The organism is Pseudolabrys sp., assembly GCF_035943735.1.
GTDB lineage: Bacteria > Pseudomonadota > Alphaproteobacteria > Rhizobiales > Xanthobacteraceae > Pseudolabrys.
Genome location: NZ_DASZBV010000021.1, coordinates 47,461 through 64,955, shown reverse-complemented (window position 1 = coordinate 64,955; position 17,495 = coordinate 47,461). Strand labels below are relative to the sequence as shown.

Sequence of the window (17,495 nt, the reverse complement as noted above, 5' to 3'; positions counted from 1 at the left end):
AATGGCTAAGGTCACCGGCTTTCTGGAATTCGAGCGCAACGACCGCGACTACGAGCCGGTCGAGACGCGCATTCGTCACTATCGCGAGTTCGTTCTGCCGCTGCCTGAGGACGAGCTGCGCAAGCAGGCGGCGCGCTGCATGGATTGCGGCGTGCCCTACTGCCACGGCACCAGCCGCATGACCGGTCAGCCGACCGGCTGCCCGGTCAACAACCAGATCCCCGACTGGAACGATCTGATCTATCGCGGCCAGTGGGAAGAGGCGGCGCGCAATCTGCACTCGACCAACAATTTCCCTGATTTCACCGGACGCATCTGCCCGGCGCCGTGCGAAGCGTCCTGCACGCTCAACATCATCGAGGAGCCGGTCACCATCAAGACCATCGAGCACGCCATCGCGGAGCGTGCCTGGGAGAACGGTTGGACCAAGCCGGAAATCGCGGCACACAAGACCGGTAAGAAGATCGCGATCGTCGGCTCAGGTCCAGCGGGCATGGCGTGCGCGCAACAGCTTGCCCGCGCCGGCCATGACGTGCACGTCTACGAGCGCTGGGCGAAGGCCGGCGGGCTGCTGCGCTACGGCATTCCCGACTTCAAGATGGAGAAGGTCGTGGTCGACCGCCGCGTCGAGCAGATGCAGGCGGAGGGTGTGACCTTCCACTACAACGCATATGTCGGCGTGACGCTGCCGGTCGAGACCCTGGTGAAGGATCACGACGCGGTCGTGCTTGCCGGCGGCGCCGAGACGCCGCGCGACCTGCCGATCCCCGGCCGCGACCTCAAGGGCATCCACTTCGCCATGGATTTCCTGCCGCAGCAGAACCGTCGCGTTTCCGGCGAAGCGCAGGGCGACGTCGCGCCGATCCTCGCGACCGGCAAGAAGGTCGTCGTCATCGGCGGCGGTGACACCGGTTCCGACTGCATCGGCACCTCCATCCGGCAGGGCGCCGTGTCGGTCGTCAATTTCGAGATCATGCCGCAGCCGCCGGAGCACGAGAACAAGGAGCTGACCTGGCCGCTGTGGCCCATGAAGCTGCGCACCTCCTCGAGCCACGAAGAAGGCGCCGCGCGCGAGTTCGCCGTCCTGACGCAGAAGTTCGAGGGCAAGAACGGCCAAGTGAAGACGCTGCACTGCACGCACGTCGATGCCAAGTTCAAGCCGGTGCCGGGCAGCGAGTTCGAGATCGAGGCCGACCTCGTGCTTCTCGCCATGGGCTTCGTGCACCCGGTGCACGAGGGCTTGCTCAAGTCGCTCGACGTTGCGCTCGACAACCGCGGCAACGTCTCCGCCGACACCACCGGCTACCTCACCTCGGTGCCGAAGGTGTTCGCCGCCGGTGACATGCGGCGCGGCCAATCGCTGGTCGTGTGGGCGATCCGCGAAGGGCGCCAGTGCGCGCACGCGGTCGACAGGTTCCTGATGGGATCCACCACGCTGCCGCGCTAGAGGCGTCCAACTCCGCGCCGGACAACCCGTCCGGCGCGCTACGTGCGGGCCGGAATGTGAAAGGCGACGGCGTCACACACGCAGCCCGATTGGCCGGGGGGGAATGGCTCCTTGCCGCCAGCCTCGTGACGTGCGCCGCCTTCGCGATCTGGGGCGAGGCGCTGTTCGCGCGTCTGGCCCAGCCCGGCTGGTTCGCCCTCATTTTCTTGTGGCTGTTCGGCGTTGTGCTTGCGTCCGCGCTGGCGGTGGTGCGTCACGCCGATCACGTCGCCGAAATCCTCGGCGAGCCCTACGGCACATTGGTACTGACGCTCTCGGTCACCGCCATCGAGGTGATGAGCATCTCGGCGGTGATGCTGCACGGCGCGAACAACCCGACGCTGGTGCGCGATACCCTGTTCTCGATCGTGATGATCCTGCTCGGCGGCGTCGTCGGCGCGGCGCTGCTGCTCGGCGGCTGGCGCCACAGTGAGCAGCACTACAACCTGCAGGGCGCCAACGCTTATCTCGGTGTCATCATCCCGCTGGCCGTGCTGACGCTCACGCTGGCGAACTTCACCACCACGACCCCGGGACCGACCCTGTCGTTCGCGCAACAGGCATTCCTGCTGGTGATCGCCTGCGGGCTGTATCTCGCCTTCCTCGCCGTGCAGACCGGCCGTCACCGCGGCTACTTCACCAGCGACGGCGCCGACGAGACGCCGCCACCGGCGCTGCCGCGCGCCGCATCTTCGCTGTACTGGCACAGCGGGCTGCTCGTCGCCTACATCCTGCCCGTCGTCTTCCTTGCCGAACAATTCGCGCATCCGGTCGACTATCTGATCGAGACGCTGCAACTGCCGGCGGCGCTCGGCGGCGTCATCATCGCAGTGCTGGTCGCGACGCCAGAGGCGATCGGCGCCATCCGCTCGGCCATGGCCAACCAGATGCAACGCTCGATCAACATCTCGCTCGGCTCCGTGCTGTCGACGACCGGGATGACCGTCCCGGCGATGCTGCTGGTGAGCTACCTCACCAGGCACGAGATCTATTTCGGTCTGCCCGGGGCCAGCGACGTCCTTCTGTTGCTGACCCTTGCGGTCAGCGTCGTCACCTTCGCCAGCGGCCGTACCAATGTGCTGCAGGGCGCGGTGCACGTCGTGCTGTTCGCCGCCTTCGTGATGCTGCTCATTCAGCAGTGAAGCCGACGCCGGCCTGCCGCGCCGAGCGCATTCCCCGACAAACGGAAAAACCCCGACGGCCCGGTGTTTTACGCCGGACCTTTGTGTCTGTGACGGTGTGCGCCAGCGGGTGTCATCCCGTTCATGACGGTGTGTCATATGCCTGTAACATTGGCGGCATTACTGGCGCATAACCGGCCCGGGAGAAGGGCGACACCCGAGAGGCCGGTTACTCAGAGGGAGCCTCTCCATGCGTCACACCTTTATCGCGGCCCTTGCTATGGCGAGCGTCTCGCTCGTGGCGACGGCCCATGCCGAAACCATTACCGGCGCCGGCAGCACCTGGGTCTACCCGCTCGTCGCCAAATGGGCGGCGGCGTACAAGGAGAAGACGGGCACCGAGGTAAACTATGCCTCGATCGGCTCCGGCGGCGGCATCAAGCAGATCGAAAGCGGCGTCGTGGCGTTCGGCGCGAGCGACATGCCGCTCACGCCCGACGATCTCTCCAAGAACAAGCTGATCCAGTTCCCGACCGCGATCGCCGGCGAGGACCTGGTCTACAATCTGCCCGGCATCGAGCCCGGCAAGCTCGTTCTGTCCGGTCCGGTCGTTGCCGACATCTACATGGCCAAGATCAAGAAGTGGAACGATGCGGCCATCGCCAAGCTGAACCCCGGTGTGAAGCTGCCCGACACGGCCATCACCGTCGTGCATCGTTCGGACGCGTCCGGCACGACCTTCACCTTCGCGGACTATCTCTCGAAGGTCAGCCCCGAGTGGAAGACCAAGCTCGGCGCCAACACCTCGGTCGCCTGGCCGACCGGCGTCGGCGGCAAAGGCAATGAAGGCGTCTCCGCTTACGTGCAGAAGCTGCCGGGTGCGATCGGCTACGTCGAGTACGCCTACATCCTCGAGAACAAGCTGTCCTACGCGCGCATGATCAACAGCGCCGGCAAGACCGTGAGCCCGAGCCTCCAGGGCTTCCAGGCCGCCGCCGGGCACGTGGACTTCACCAAGGCGAAGGACTTCTACGTCATCCTGACCAACCAGCCCGGCGACGACACCTGGCCGATCTCCGGCTGCACCTGGCAGATCCTGCGCAAGGATGCGCCGAAGGCGACCAACGAGAGCGTCACCAAGTTCTTCGACTGGGGCTTCGAGCACGGCCAGAAGATGGCGACCGATATCGCCTTCGGCCCGCTGCCGGCGAGCACGGTGTCGGCGATCAAAACCTACTGGAAGGCCAATCTCGGCATCGACATGGCGATGAAATAAGCGCCGACGACTTCGGGGGCGAGCACAGGCTCACTCCAGCCTGCTCCTTGGAGGCCGGATGCAAATCCGGCCTCCTTTTTATGTGCGCCGTCAGGATCCCGGCCGCTCGATCAGCGGCTCCTGCGCGCGCTGGCGTTTCTTCACGCGCAGCTTCTCGTCGATCTCCGCCAGCTTGAGCTGCAGATCGGCCGCCTTGAACGGCTTGAGAATGAAGCCGTTGACGAACTCGTGCACACCGTCGCGGACGCATTGCGCCGCGCTCTCGCGGCTCGCCGTCGTCAGCAGGATCGGACAGTCGTTGACCGGCGGACCGATGCGGACGCGGCGCGCGAATTCCGCGCCGTTCATCGGATCCATTTCGAGATCGCACAGGATCAGTCCGTATCTGCGGCTGGCGACCTTGCCGAGCGCTTCCTCGCCGCTCAGGCACGCATCGACGTCCTGAAAGCCGATCTGGTTCAGGAGGTTGGTCATGATGCGGGTCATCGTGGCGAAGTCGTCGACGACGAGCGCGGGCAGTGACAGGTCGGGCATGGGGGACAGGCGGCGTGGATGAATGCCGCACCATCGCACCTCCGGCTTTAGGAATTGTTAAATCCCGGGGGGACGCCGCCGGAGCGGCCGGCCCGACACGCATTCGTGAAGAGAACGACGTCTAGCGGAAGATGCCGAAGAGGCCGCCGCGGCCGAACGGATCGTTCGAGCGCTGCACGTTGCGCGGCGGCACCGGACGGCCCTCGCGGGCGCGCCGCTCGGCTTCCGCCTCACGCATTTTGCGCTGATCGCGCACCGGCGGCTTCGCCGCCTGCTTTGGCTCATTGGCCTTCGGCGCGGGCGGCGGGGGCTCCGCCGGCTCGGGATTTGCAATCACCGGCGTCGACGGCGCCCTCGCAGGAACAGCCGGCGCCGGTGCGGCGGCCGGCGCGGTCGAAGCCACGGCGGCGGGCGGCGGCGCGAGGGCGGCGCCCGGCGCAGGCGCCCTGGCGGGTGCGGGAGTCGCGGCCGGCCTGGTGGCGGCGCTGCCCGGCGGCCAGGCGTAATCGTCGGCGCGGCCGGGCTGCGGCGACAGCGGATCGCCCTTCACCAGCACCTCGGTCGCGGTGGCGTCGCCGTAGATGCGCGACGGGCTCTTGCCGCCGGCCAGCTCGTCGCTGGTGGTGTTGAGCACCGTCAGCGGCACCACCGGCCCGGCAAGCGGCCGCGCGGCCGGCTTGCCATTCTCCGGCGTCGGCGTCAGCGGCGAGGTCGGCAGCGCCACCACGCGATTGCTCATGTAGCGGCGAACCTCGCGCTCGACGTAATGCGCCAGCTTGCGCGCGCCGTATTTGGTAAAATAGACGCCCTCGGCCGAGCGCAGGCGGCGCTTCTGGCCTTCATAGTCGGGACCGAAGGTGGTGAACTTGCCGCCCTCGTCGACGAAGCCGTCCCACACGTCGATGTAGACGACGCCGGCGCGTTCGGCGCGCTGCCGGTAGAGATTGTTGAGATAGCTCGTCTCCGCCGTCGACTTGGCGCCGCGGATCGGCGGCAGCCCGACCCAGAACACCGGCACGCCCTTCGACTTGAGCGCGGCGATGGTGTCGTCGATGCGGCGGTCGTAGATCTTCTCCCACTGCTCGCTCTCGAATTCGACGACGCCGTTCGCGGCCTTCTTTGCTGGCTTCGACTCGGCGCCCTCCTCGTCGGCGGGCTGATCGGCGTTGCCGGTCTTGTCGGCAGTCTTCCCGGCAGTCTTGTCGGCGGCCTTGTCGGCCGCCTTCTTGTCCTGCTGCTCCTTGGCGTCCTTCGCCGCCTCCTTGGCGAGATCGCGCTCGCGGATGTTCTGGCGGTCGGAGACGCCGAGCATCATGACGACGTAGGTCGCCTTCTCCTGATTGAGGATGTCGCGCGCGACGTGCCACCAGTCGAGATCGTCCTTCGGGTCGTAGCGCAGCAGTCCCGAATGCGGCCGGTCCTTGCGCACGACGGCGACCTCGGGCGTGTCGGCGAAGGCGTCCTCGAGACCGTAGGCGAGCCAGTCGGCCATGCCGTCGCCCATCACCACGATCGAGGTGGTCGGCGCCACCTGCTCGGCCTTGTTGTCCGTCTTGCGCGGCGCCGGCGCGCGCGCATTGTCGACCGCCGGCGCGCTGCGCGGCTCGCCATAACGCGGCTCGTTGCGATCGGGATAGGGCTGCGCCTCCGGCCCGAACAGGTTCTGGAAGAAGCCGCCGGAGCGCGAGCGCGACGGGCGCCGCGACGAGCCCCAGTCGTTCCAGAACTGCGCCTGGGCGGGCGACGTCATGGCGATGTCGACGGCAAGCAGCGCGCCGCCTTCGAGCAGCGCCATCATCAGCGCCCCGAGGACCCAGCGCGAACCGCGGAATTTGCCAAACATCAAGATCGCCCAAAGACTTGCGGGAAGCGGCCGGCGCCTTCGCGGCCGGCGAGCGTCCCCTCACAACAGGTGAATAGCACGCCGAAAATGTCAACTCGAAGGTCGGGATATTGTTACCTCGCCGGCGGCCTCTCTCCCCCGTTCGTCCCCGCGAAAGCGGGGACCCAGCGCTGAGCCACCCAGCTGGATTCCCGCTTTCGCGGGAATGAGCGGAGAATGTGGGTGCGCTGTCCCCTCTTCAAATCGAATGTCAAACAGCCATGGGTTATCGCCCGTGTTGTTTGAACGGCCCCGGGTGAGCCGGCCTTCCCTGCCCCCCTCGACGTAAAGCCGAGGGTGTGGCGCGCCGATCAGGCGCGACACTTCCAGCCTAGTACCGCATGTCTCTCTCGAAACATGCGGGCGCCTCTCGGCGCGCCACAGCGGTGTCAGTACGGCCACGGGCCACGCTTTCGAGAACGTGGACCAGCCACGCCTGTCAGCCAGCTCCTGGCGGCAGGTCCTAGTGCCTGCGAGTGGAGCCCCGTCGCCGCCCGGGGATTCGACATGCGTATTGCCGAACCCGCGGGCACCGCATCGCCGATGCCGGGTTTACCCGGTATCGGCCCCGTAAAGGCACTCCCGTCATCCTGACGCCTCATGATGGCGCCCTCGGCCGGAGTGGACGATGGGAATAATAGACTGGATAGATAGGATCGGTCAATAGTCCTATTAAAAGATTTCGTGCTGCGGCGCGGCAAGCTTCCGACTTTGTCCCCCATGGTGAGGGGCGGCCGGGACAAATAAGACTCACAATTCCTTTGAGACCCGCGCGTTTCGCAGGACTCCTTTAGGATGACGAAATCAGGCGCAATCGCGAATCGCGATAATGTCGCGCGGGAGGGCGAACCGTGAGCCCTCCTGTCCCTAAGCGTAATCGCCGCAGCCTGCACTACGATTTCAGTCGGCCTTCAGGCGTTTGCGGCGCACCGGTTGCGATCGGCCCGTGCCGTTCGCTTTTTTCATTCCTTGCCGGTGATTTTAATGTCCGCATGCGGCTCGGGCACGGCCTTGAGTAAATTTCCCGAGGAACCTTGAACTCTGGGATTATCGACCAGACTGGATTTTGTCATGACCGACAGTGCATCTCTCAAGATTGATCGCGCCGCAAACCACGCCAGAGAGCTTATCAAGCTTCTCAATGAGAACCGCCCCTTTTCCTACGTTCTTGAAACAAATACACAGACCCGCAAACGCGCGACATTCGCCAAAAAGAACGAAGCCGTTGTAATGGAGGCCGCCGTGATCTGTGGCGATATCGTTCACAACCTCAGGACCGCCCTCGACCATGCGTTTTGGCAGATCGTATCCCCCTACGTTTCGGAGCACGAGGAGAGAACCGTCCAGTTTCCTTTTTGCCGAGAGCCGCACCGGCTTGACACCGCCATAGAGCAAAGATTCGCCAATCGAGTCAGCACACGGTTTGTCGATGCACTCAGAAGCCTGCGGCCACACACGAATAAGGGAGGGAACCATTACCTTTGGTTCGTTCACGAGTTCGACCTTGGGGACAAGCACAGACTTCTGATCCCAATAGGTGACTATACATTCCTGAGTGGCGCCGATATCAGGCGACAAGGCGTGCCGGACTTCCCCTTTCACGCCCAGGTTCATTTCGGCGAGAACGAGCGCGACGTCACATGGGACTACACGGGGCCAATACCATCCGACAGACTCGGCAGCCCCTCGTCATCCGCGCCACACCTATTCGAACGCGAATTGCAGGTTGCCGTTGAGGCAGTCTTCCCAATCAGGGTGGAAATCAACCGTCCTTTGACGCCCGTCATCCAGACGATCAACCGTATGCGGCTGGCGACCAGCGAGGCCGTATCGAAGGTTCGAGAGGCCGTCAGCTAAAGGTTTTTCGGAAATATCCAGCATATACGGGCGCGGCGACCCTCATGGCGAGGAGGCGCGAAGCGCCCTCTCAAATCATGATGCCAAGGGGCCGCCCCATCCTTAGAGACGCGCTCCTTCGGAGCGCTCCTCAGGATAAGGCGGAGCGAGGGCGTCCCCGAAACCTTTCCCCTCGTCCTGAGGTGCGAGCGCAGCGAGCCTCGAGGAACCTCAGGATGAGGTGTTAGATTTGAGTGTGCCGAGTGCGGGGCATTCTCAATTGAGAGCCAACCCCACCCGGCTCCGCGCTGCGCGCGGAGCCACCCTCCCCTTTCAGGGGAGGGATAAAACCGCTCCTACCTTGCCATCAACTGCTTGAGCAGCCCCGCCGTCGCAAACCCGTCCGGCACGCGGCCGATGCGCGCCTGGAAGGCGCGGACCGCTTCGCGCGTGCGCGCGCCGAAGCGGCCGTCCGGCTCGCCGACGTCGAAGCCGTGCCGGTCGAGCTCCTGCTGCATTTGCAGACGCTCGGCGCGCGTCAGCACGCGCTCATAGCGCGGCCAGTGCTGCACGAAGGCGCCGCCGCCGCGCAGCCGGTCGGCAAGATGACCGATCGCCAGCGCGTAGGCCTCGGCCGGGTTGTAGCGCATGATGACGTGGAAATTGTGCAGCATCAGGAAGCCCGGCCCCTGGATGCCCGCCGGCGTCAGCAGCCAGGCCTGCTCGTCCGGATGCGGATAGGCCTTGCCCTGCGGCCGATAGACGCCGGCGCGCTGCCAGTCGGCGAGGCTCATCGCGTGCGCGCGCCCGGCGAGGCGGAAATCGAACGTCGCCGGCACCACGACCTCGTAGCCCCAGGTCGCGCCCGGCACCCAGCCGTCCTTCTTCAAATTGTTGGCGGTCGAGGCGATCAGGTCCGGCACCGAGTCGATGACGTCGCGGCGGCCGTCGCCGTCGAAGTCGACGGCGTAGCGCAGGAAGGCGCTCGGCATGAACTGCGTCGGGCCGAAAGCGCCGGCCCAGGAGCCGAGCAGCCGGTTCGCCGGGATGTCGCCGCGCTGGATGATCGCCAAAGTGTCGAGGAATTCGTCGCGGAAATAATGCTGCCGGCGGCCGATGCAGGCGAGCGTCGCGGTCGACTGCAACACCGGCTTGGTGCCGCCGAGCGTGCCGTAATTGGTCTCGACGCCCCAGATGGCGGCAATGGTGTAGCGGTCGACGCCATAGGCGCGCTCGACCGCGTCGAAGACGTTGGCGTAGCGCGCGAGCAGCGCACGGCCCTTGGCGATGCGCGCGTCGGTGACGAGGATGTCGAGATAGTCCCAGACCGCTTTGGTGAATTCCGGCTGCGCGTCCATCAAATCCATGATGTGCAGGTCGGGCGTCAGCGCGGCGGTGGTGGTGTCGAACACGCGCCGCGACACGCCGCGGCGGGCGGCCTGCGGCCACAGGCTCGCAAGGCAGTCGTGGAAATTGGCGGCGGCGGCGCGGATCGCCTCGGCGCTCATCGACGGATCGCCGGAGGCGCCGCTTTCGCCCGACCAGGCCGGTCCGCGCGACACAGGCTGCGCATGCGGGATCGAGCCGGTGACGAGCTCGGCCTGGCGCTGCTGCGCCGGGGCCGCGACGGTTGCGGCGAGCGCGGCGACGGCGGCTATGACGAGGCGCTTCCCCATCGCGCTTCAAGGCTCCCTTCAGGCGGTCCCCGCGCCTTTTCGGAGCCTCTATGGGTGACGCGATATCCTTTCGGCGCCGTTAATGGCGGTACCTTTTGGGTCTCTGGACCGGGGCGCGCCCGCGTGCTTTCTCATGGCGCATGACCCGTATCCGCAAAGCCATCTTCCCCGTCGCCGGCCTCGGCACCCGCTTCCTCCCCGCCACCAAGGCGATGCCCAAGGAGATGCTGCCGGTGGTCGACCGGCCGCTGATCCAGCACGTCGTCGACGAGGCCTACGAGGCCGGCATCGAGCACCTCGTGTTCGTCACCGGCCGGAACAAGAGCGTCATCGAGGACCATTTCGACCGCCAGTTCGAGCTGGAATTGACTTTGATCGAGCGCGGCAAGAAGGCGGAACTCGCGCTGCTGTCGGACGCGCTGCCGGAGGCCGGTACCGTGAGCTTCACGCGCCAGCAGTCGCCGCTCGGCCTCGGCCACGCGGTGTGGTGCGCGCGCGAGATCGTCGGCCACGAGCCGTTCGCGCTGCTGCTGCCGGACGTGCTGGTCAAGCACAAGCGCGGCTGCCTGGCGCAGATGATCGACGCCGCGGCAGAGCTCGACGCCAACGCCAACATCATCGCCGTCGAGGAGGTGCCGAGCGACCGCGTGCACATGTACGGCGTGGTCGGCGTCGGGCCGGCGAAGGGCAAGGCGTTCTCCATCACCAAGATGGTGGAGAAGCCGAAGGCGAGCGAAGCGCCGTCCAACCTCTCGATCACCGGCCGCTACATTTTGCAGCCGGAGATCTTCGGCATCCTCGAGAAGCAGGCGGCCGGCGCCGGCGGCGAAATCCAGTTGACCGACGCGATGCTGGCGCTCGCCGCGACGCAGCCGTTCTACGGCCTGAAGTTCGAAGGGCGCAGCTACGATTGCGGCTCGAAGATCGGCTTCCTCGCCGCCAACGTCGCCTACGGCCTCGACCGTCCCGACCTCGCGCCGGAATTCCGCGGCGAGATCGAGCGCATCCTCAAGGGCCAGTAAGGCGTTCGCTCCGCGCACGGCGCGTTCCCTCTCCCCTGTGGGGAGAGGGTTAGGGTGAGGGGGTTCCTGACTCTCGAGCCTTGTAACCCCTCACCCGCCCGTCTTCGCTGCGCGACGACGGGCGACCTCTCCCTATGGGAGAGGTGAAGCGTGCTTGCGGCGATTCAATCCAACACAAAAAAATGCTTTAGCGCTGCAGGCGCAGGCCGACCAGGAACGTGCTCGCGGTGTAGTCGACGCCCGACACGTTCGAGCGCAGCCATTGCTGCTGGAACTCGCCTTTGATCTGCACGGTGCGATCGAGCTTGTAGGTCAGCCCGACGCCGGCCGAGTAGCGGTTGTCGGTGCGGCCGGCGACGTCGTTGCCGGGCGACGGCGTGCCCTGGTACGCGTCCTGGCCGATGCCGGCCTTCAGCGTGCCGATCAGCCAGCGGCGGAACGCGTGATCCCATTGCAGGCCGGCGTCGCGGTAGAACACGCCGGGCACGCCGGGGACGCTCGACTCGCCGATGGTCGATGACGCGGTGAATTTGACGGTGTTGAGCGCGTCGGCCGTCCAGATCAACGAGGCGCTGCCGATCAGGCCGCTGAGGCGGTCGAAACGCGGGTCTTCGTAGTTGCGCGTGACGTAGCCGATCGAGGCCTCGCCGGTGAGCAGCCGGCTCATCTCGAAGGTCGCGCCGGCGCTGCCGCTGAGCCCATGCGAATTGCGCTGGTAGCCGAAGCTGTCGCTGTCGAGATCGTGCACGCGCGTGTCGAGGTCGATCTCGACGTAGGGCTTCAGGCCCGGCGACAACTCGTAGCCGCCGCGCAGCACGGCGCTGTACTGGTTGTAGTCGCGGTCCTTGTTGCTGGCCGTGGTGCCGTCGGTGAGCTGCGAGTCCTGGTAGGCGGTGCGCTGGGCGTCGCCCTTGAGCGAGACCTCGACGCGGTTGAAGCGCTGCGTCACGCCGGCGCTGCCGCCATAGGTGGCAAACACCGGCAGCTTGGACAGGCCGGCCTGCAAATTCGGGCTGCCGGGATTGTCGGTCGACACCAGCACGCGGCTGCCGAGATTGAGCTGCGTGCCGTCATGCACGTCGATGCGGCTGTCGACCTTGCCGTTGAAGTAGGGCCGGCTCAGCGTCGGCGTCTCGTCCGGAGAATAACCGGTGTAGGTGCCGCGCAGGTCGGCCTTGAGCTCGTGCCGGTCCCAGTGCGACTGCGCGCGCAATTCGGGCGCGATGGTGTACGTCGCCGCGCCATGCGGACTGGGCTCGGCGCCCGGATTGCTGGCATAGCCGCCGATCAATTCGATCGCCGGATAGAGATCGAAACCGCCGGCGCGGATGCCGAGCTGCGCGTAAGGATCGTCCGGCTCGACATGCGCCTTGCGCTTCGGCGGCTTCTTGCGGATCGGGCCGATCTCGACCGGCGGCTCGCCGGGCGGCGCCGCCGGCGCCTGCGCATAGGCGGAATTGCCGGAGGCCGCCTGCTGCGCCGGCGCGGTCGGATCGGTCTGCGGCACCGACGACGTCGGCAGGGCCGGCACGATCGTCGTCTGGTCGGAATTGGATGTGGTGCGCTTGCGCTTCTTTTTGGCCTTCGGCGTGTTAGTCGAATCGAAGCCGGTCGTGCCCGCGCCCGAGGGCGGCGGGGCGAGACGCTGGAATTGCTGATCCTGCTTTTGCCGCTGCGTCTGCGTTTGCGGCGTGACCTTCCTGAAGCGCGGCGGCTGGCTTGGATCGGTCTGCAGGGTCGGCGCGAACGGATCGGCATCGACCGCCACCTGCGCGCGCGCCGGCGCGCCGCCCGCCAGGCAGGCGGCGGCGATCAGCAGCGCGCCGGGCGCCGCCGTCAGCAGATGCATCGACTTCCGCGACGGTACGATCGCGAACCTCCGTCAACCCCGCGCGCAAAGGCGCAGCCCTGCCCGCGACCGGCGGACAGTGGTTAACGGACGTTAAAAGCGCATGGTTAACGGGAGGTTAGTCTCCCCTTCCCCCGCCCATTAGCGCGGTGGGGAGGGGTCAGATCCACCCCTGCAATTCGCGGGTCACGACGTCGCGGATCACCGCCATGCCGCGCTCCGAATCGTTGAGGCACGGGATGTGGGCGAAGTTCTCGCCGCCGGCGGTCTTGAAGGCGGTCGCGTTCTCCATCGCGATCTCCTCCAACGTCTCCAGGCAGTCGGCGACGAAGCCCGGCGTGATGACGGCGAGATTCCTGACGCCCTTGCGGGCAAGCGCCGCGACCGTGTCGATGGTGTAGGGTTTGAGCCATTCCGCCGTACCGAAGCGCGACTGGAAGGTCAGCATCAACTGGCTCTCGTCGCGTCCGAGCCGCGCGCGCAAAAGCCGCGCCGTCGCCGCGCACTGGCAGTAATAGGGATCGCCTTTCTTGAGATAGTCCTCGGGCATGCCGTGGAACGAGGCGATGACCAGGTCGGGCGTGAACGGCAGCTTCGAAAGCCCCTCCTCCAGCGACGACGCGAGCGCGTCGATGTAGGCCGGCTGGTCGTAATAGGCCGGCGCCACGCGCAAGGCCGGCTGCCAGCGCATGCCGGCGACCGCATCGAAGGCCTTGTCGGCGACCGTGGCCGTCGTCGCCGCCGCGTATTGCGGATAGAGCGGCACGACCAGGATGCGGTCGCAGCCGGCCTGCTGCATCGCCTCGAGCCGCGAGGCGATCGACGGATTGCCGTAGCGCATCGCCCAGTCGACGAGGATGCGCGGATCGGTGGCGAAACCGGCGCCGAGCTTCTCCGCCTGCGAGCGCGTGATGGTCTTGAGGAAGGACTCGTTCTTGTCGCGATTCCAGATCTTCTCGTAGTCCTTGCCCTTCCGCCCCGGCCGCACGCTGAGGATGATCAGGTTGAGGATCAGCCACCACTTCACCGGGTTTACCTCGATGACGCGGCGGTCGGAGAGGAATTCCTTGAGGTAGCGGCGCATCGACCAGTAGTCGGTGGCGTCGGGCGTGCCGAGATTGACCAGCAGCACGCCGATGCGGCGCGGCGGAAGGCGCGGATGGTCGGGCGGCAGGTGGCGGGGCTCGCTCATGCCGGCAATCAGCGGGAAATGGCGGGCCGGGTCAAGGTGGCGGCGGGCCCGCCTACTCCGCGGCCTTGAGATACGGCTCGGCGGCGGTCTTGAACTGCTCGCGCAAGCCCGCCTCTTCCGCCTTGGCGATGGCGAGGTGGCGCTGCTTCACCGGGCCGTAACCGCGGATCTTCTCCGGGATCGAGGCGAGCGCCACAGCGGTGGCGTGATTGGCCGGCGTGAGCTCGGCGACGAGCATGTCGATGAGCCCGCGATAATCGACGATGAGCTGCCGCTCGGTGCGGCGCTCCGCGCTGCGGCCGAACGGATCGAGCAGCGTGCCGCGCAGGAATCTGAACTTCGACAGGATGCGGAACGCCGTGAGCATGCGCGGGCCATAGGAGATCTTCTTCGGCTCGCCGGTCGCGGGATCGACCTTGGCCAGCAGCGGCGGCGCCAGATGGAACTCGAAGCGCAGGTCGCCGTCGAACTGCGCCTTCACCCGCTCGACGAAGCCGGTGTCGCTGTAGAGCCGCGCCACCTCGTATTCGTCCTTGTAGGCCATCAGCTTGAACAGATAGCGCGCGACCGCTTCGGTGAGCTCGCTCTTGCCCGGCACCTTCTCGGCCTCCGCCGCGCGCACCTTGTCCACGAGCGTGCGATAGCGCCGCGCATAGCGGCGGCTCTGATAGGCGGTGAGGAAGGCCTCGCGCCGCGCAACGGTCTCGTCGAGGCTTTCGGAGAGATGCAGCGAGTCGTTGCGCTGCTGCGGCGCCGGCGCCACCAGCGCCTCGACCGCGTCCGGATCGATCGCCGCACGGCGGCCATAGCGGAAGGCGGCGATGTTCATCGCCACCGCCTCGCCGTTCATCTCGATTGCCTTCTCCAGCGCCTCGCCGGACACCGGCAGGCCGCCGAGCTGATAGGCATAGCCGAGCATGAACATGTTGGCGCCGATCGACTGGCCGAGCAGCGCGGTCGCCAGCCGGTTGGCGTCGACGAAGTGGCTGCGCGGCGCGCCGGCGGCGCCGGTAATGGCGCGCTTGAGCCGTTCGGTCGGCAGCGTGAAGTCGGCGTTGCGGGTGAAGTCGCCGGGCAGGAATTCGGCGGTGTTGACGATGACGCGCGTGTTGCCCGCCTTGATGGCGCCGAGCACCTTCTTGTTGCCGACGACGACGATGTCGCCGCCGAGCACGAGGTCGGCGCCCGCCGCCGCAATGCGGATGGCGTGGATGTCGTCCGGCGTGTTGGCGATGCGGATGTAGCTGAAGACCGCGCCGCCCTTCTGCGCGAGCCCGGCCATGTCGATGATGCCGACGCCCTTGCCTTCGAGATGCGCCGCCATGCCGAGGATGGCGCCGACGGTGACGATGCCGGTGCCGCCGACGCCGGTGACGATGATGCCGTAGGGATGATTGGTCAGCGGCATCGCAGGCTCGGGCAGCGCGCTCCACGTCGCCGGCTCGGCGACGCTCTCGCCCTTCTTCAGCTTGGCGCCGTGCACGGTGACGAAGGACGGGCAGAAGCCCTTCACGCAGGAATAGTCCTTGTTGCAGCTCGACTGGTCGATGGTGCGCTTGCGGCCCCATTCGGTGACGAGCGGCTGCACCGACACGCAGTTCGATTTCTGGCCGCAGTCGCCGCAGCCCTCGCAGACGAGATCGTTGATGACGACGCGCTTGTCCGGATCGGGGAAGGTGCCGCGCTTGCGGCGGCGGCGCTTCTCTGCGGCGCAGGTCTGGTCGTAGATCAGCACCGAGACGCCGGGCACGGTCGTCAGGTCGCGCTGCACGGCATCCAGCTCGTCGCGGTGATGCACTTTGAGCCCGCGCGGCCAGTCGGTGTCGGCGGCATATTTGTCCGGCTCGTCGGTGACGACGACGACGCGGCTCGCGCCTTCGGCGGCGACCTGGCGGGCGATCTGCGGCACGGTCAGCGAGCCGTCGTGATGCTGGCCGCCGGTCATGGCGACCGCGTCGTTGTAGAGGATCTTGTAGGTCATCTTCACGCCGGAGGCGATCGCGGCGCGAATGGCGAGGTAGCCGGAGTGATTGTAGGTGCCGTCGCCGAGGTTCTGGAACACGTGGTCGCGGTTCGAGAACGGCGCTTCGCCGATCCAGTTGGCGCCCTCGCCGCCCATCTGCGTGAAGCCGAGCGTCTTGCGCTCCATCCACTGCGCCATGAAGTGGCAGCCGATGCCGGCATAGGCGCGCGAGCCGTCCGGCACGCGCGTCGAGGTGTTGTGCGGGCAGCCGGAGCAGAAATAGGGGACGCGCACGGCGACGTCGTTGATCTCGGCGAGCGCGCGCTGCGCCGATTTCAGCCGCGTCACGTTGGCGCCGAGTTCGTCATTGGCGCCGACGTGCCGCAGGATGCGCTCGCCGAGCGCGATGGCGACGTCGTTGGCGTCGAGCGCGCCCTTGGCCGGGAACAGCCAGTTGCCCTGCTCGTCCTTCTTGCCGACGCAGACCGGCTGGTTGGCGGTGCCGTACAGTTCCTCGCGCACCTGCACTTCGATCAGCGAGCGCTTCTCCTCGACCACGACGATGAGCTCGAGCCCCTGCGCGAAGTCGATCAGCTCCTGCCGCGGGATCGGCCACGGGCAGCCGATCTTGAACAGCCGCACGCCGAGGTCGTTGCACTTGACCTCGTCGAGACCGAGCTCGTCGAGCGCCTGACGCACGTCGAGATAGGCCTTGCCGGTGGTGATGACGCCGACCTTCGGGTTGCGCCCGCCGGAGGTGACGATCTTGTTGAGCCGGTTGGCACGCAGGAAGGCGAGCATCGCGTCGCGCTTGAAATCGTGCAGGCGCGCTTCCTGGCCGAGAATGGTGTCGACGAGGCGGATGTTGAGGCCGCCGTCGGGCATGACGAAGTCGGTCGGCTGCATGATCTCAACGCGGTCGAGGCTGCCGTCGATGACGCCGGTCGACTCGACCGTCTCGTGCATGCACTTGAGCGCCGTCCACGTGCCGGTGTAGCGCGACATCGCCCAGCCATAGAGCGCGTAGTCGACGATCTCCTGCACCCCCGCCGGGTTGAGGATCGGCATCATCACGTCGACGAAATGGAATTCCGACTGGTGCGCGGTGGTCGAAGACTCGGCGGTGTGGTCGTCGCCCATCAAGGCGAGCACGCCGCCATACTTCGACGTCCCGCCCATGTTGGCGTGGCGGAACACGTCGCCGGAGCGGTCGACGCCCGGGCCCTTGCCGTACCACATGCCGAAGACGCCATCGAACTTGCCCTCGCCGCGCAGCTCAGCCTGCTGCGACCCCCACAGCGCGGTGGCGGCGAGTTCCTCGTTGATCCCCGCCTGGAACTTGATGTCGGCGGCGACGAGGTGGCGGCCGGCGCGCACCATCTGCTGGTCGAGACCGCCCAGCGGCGAGCCGCGATAGCCGGTCACGAAACCGGCGGTGTTCAGGCCGGCCCGGCGGTCGCGCTCCTTCTGCATCAAGAGCGCGCGGATCAGCGCGTGATAGCCGGTCACCAGCACCCACGACTGGCCCAGGTCGTATTTGTCGTCGAGGGAGACCGATCGCAGGGTCATGACTGGCCTTTGGCTCGGGCAACGCGCCCGCACCCACTCATATAGGCACGGCTGCGGTGAGGCAAAACGCGAGCGTCCGGGGGAAAGGC

At 66.7% G+C, this 17,495-nt stretch carries 11 protein-coding genes; 5 read left to right on the top strand and 6 right to left on the bottom strand.

The genetic code is table 11. The annotated features are described in order from the left end of the window. Position 1 precedes the first annotated feature (1 nt). The 3 genes from VGV41_RS16000 (at position 2) to pstS (ending at position 3,883) form a co-directional block, all read left to right on the top strand. Positions 2-1,447 carry a glutamate synthase subunit beta gene (locus tag VGV41_RS16000; RefSeq protein ID WP_326864912.1) on the top strand — a complete coding sequence of 482 codons (1,446 nt, stop codon included), beginning with the start codon at positions 2-4 and terminating at the stop codon, positions 1,445-1,447. An 89-nt stretch (positions 1,448-1,536) separates the two neighbouring features. Then, a complete protein-coding gene (locus VGV41_RS15995) occupies positions 1,537-2,628 on the top strand; it encodes a calcium:proton antiporter (RefSeq protein ID WP_326864911.1) in 1,092 nt (363 codons plus the stop codon). A 229-nt stretch (positions 2,629-2,857) separates the two neighbouring features. Further along, a complete protein-coding gene (gene pstS / locus VGV41_RS15990; RefSeq protein ID WP_326864909.1) occupies positions 2,858-3,883 on the top strand; it encodes a phosphate ABC transporter substrate-binding protein PstS in 1,026 nt (341 codons plus the stop codon). A gap of 90 nt (positions 3,884-3,973) precedes the next feature. Here the strand turns inward: pstS and VGV41_RS15985 are convergent, their stop codons facing one another. Further along, positions 3,974-4,417: a response regulator gene (locus VGV41_RS15985; RefSeq protein ID WP_326864908.1), complete on the bottom strand. Its 444-nt coding sequence runs from the start codon at positions 4,415-4,417 to the stop codon at positions 3,974-3,976. Between the two features lie 121 nt (positions 4,418-4,538). Then, positions 4,539-6,260 carry a DUF459 domain-containing protein gene (locus tag VGV41_RS15980; RefSeq protein ID WP_326864907.1) on the bottom strand — a complete coding sequence of 574 codons (1,722 nt, stop codon included), beginning with the start codon at positions 6,258-6,260 and terminating at the stop codon, positions 4,539-4,541. 1,110 nt (positions 6,261-7,370) lie between these two features. On the opposite strand from VGV41_RS15980, the gene VGV41_RS15975 reads away from it, so the two are divergent. Next, positions 7,371-8,156 carry a hypothetical protein gene (locus VGV41_RS15975; RefSeq protein WP_326864906.1) on the top strand — a complete coding sequence of 262 codons (786 nt, stop codon included), beginning with the start codon at positions 7,371-7,373 and terminating at the stop codon, positions 8,154-8,156. A gap of 335 nt (positions 8,157-8,491) precedes the next feature. Here the strand turns inward: VGV41_RS15975 and VGV41_RS15970 are convergent, their stop codons facing one another. Beyond that, complete coding sequence (locus tag VGV41_RS15970; protein WP_326864905.1) at positions 8,492-9,811, bottom strand: lytic murein transglycosylase; 1,320 nt, start codon at positions 9,809-9,811, stop codon at positions 8,492-8,494. A 140-nt stretch (positions 9,812-9,951) separates the two neighbouring features. On the opposite strand from VGV41_RS15970, the gene galU reads away from it, so the two are divergent. Next, complete coding sequence (gene galU, locus VGV41_RS15965) at positions 9,952-10,833, top strand: UTP--glucose-1-phosphate uridylyltransferase GalU (RefSeq protein WP_326864904.1); 882 nt, start codon at positions 9,952-9,954, stop codon at positions 10,831-10,833. 187 nt (positions 10,834-11,020) lie between these two features. Here galU and VGV41_RS15960 read toward each other — a convergent pair whose 3' ends face one another. From VGV41_RS15960 to VGV41_RS15950, 3 genes are all read right to left on the bottom strand, one after another. Next, complete coding sequence (locus VGV41_RS15960) at positions 11,021-12,682, bottom strand: outer membrane beta-barrel protein (RefSeq protein ID WP_326864903.1); 1,662 nt, start codon at positions 12,680-12,682, stop codon at positions 11,021-11,023. 160 nt (positions 12,683-12,842) lie between these two features. Next, positions 12,843-13,874: a ferrochelatase gene (hemH, locus tag VGV41_RS15955; protein ID WP_326864902.1), complete on the bottom strand. Its 1,032-nt coding sequence runs from the start codon at positions 13,872-13,874 to the stop codon at positions 12,843-12,845. Between the two features lie 52 nt (positions 13,875-13,926). Then, on the bottom strand, positions 13,927-17,406 hold the full coding sequence (locus tag VGV41_RS15950; RefSeq protein WP_326864901.1) for an indolepyruvate ferredoxin oxidoreductase family protein: 3,480 nt from the start codon (positions 17,404-17,406) through the stop codon (positions 13,927-13,929). Positions 17,407-17,495: the final 89 nt, after the last annotated feature.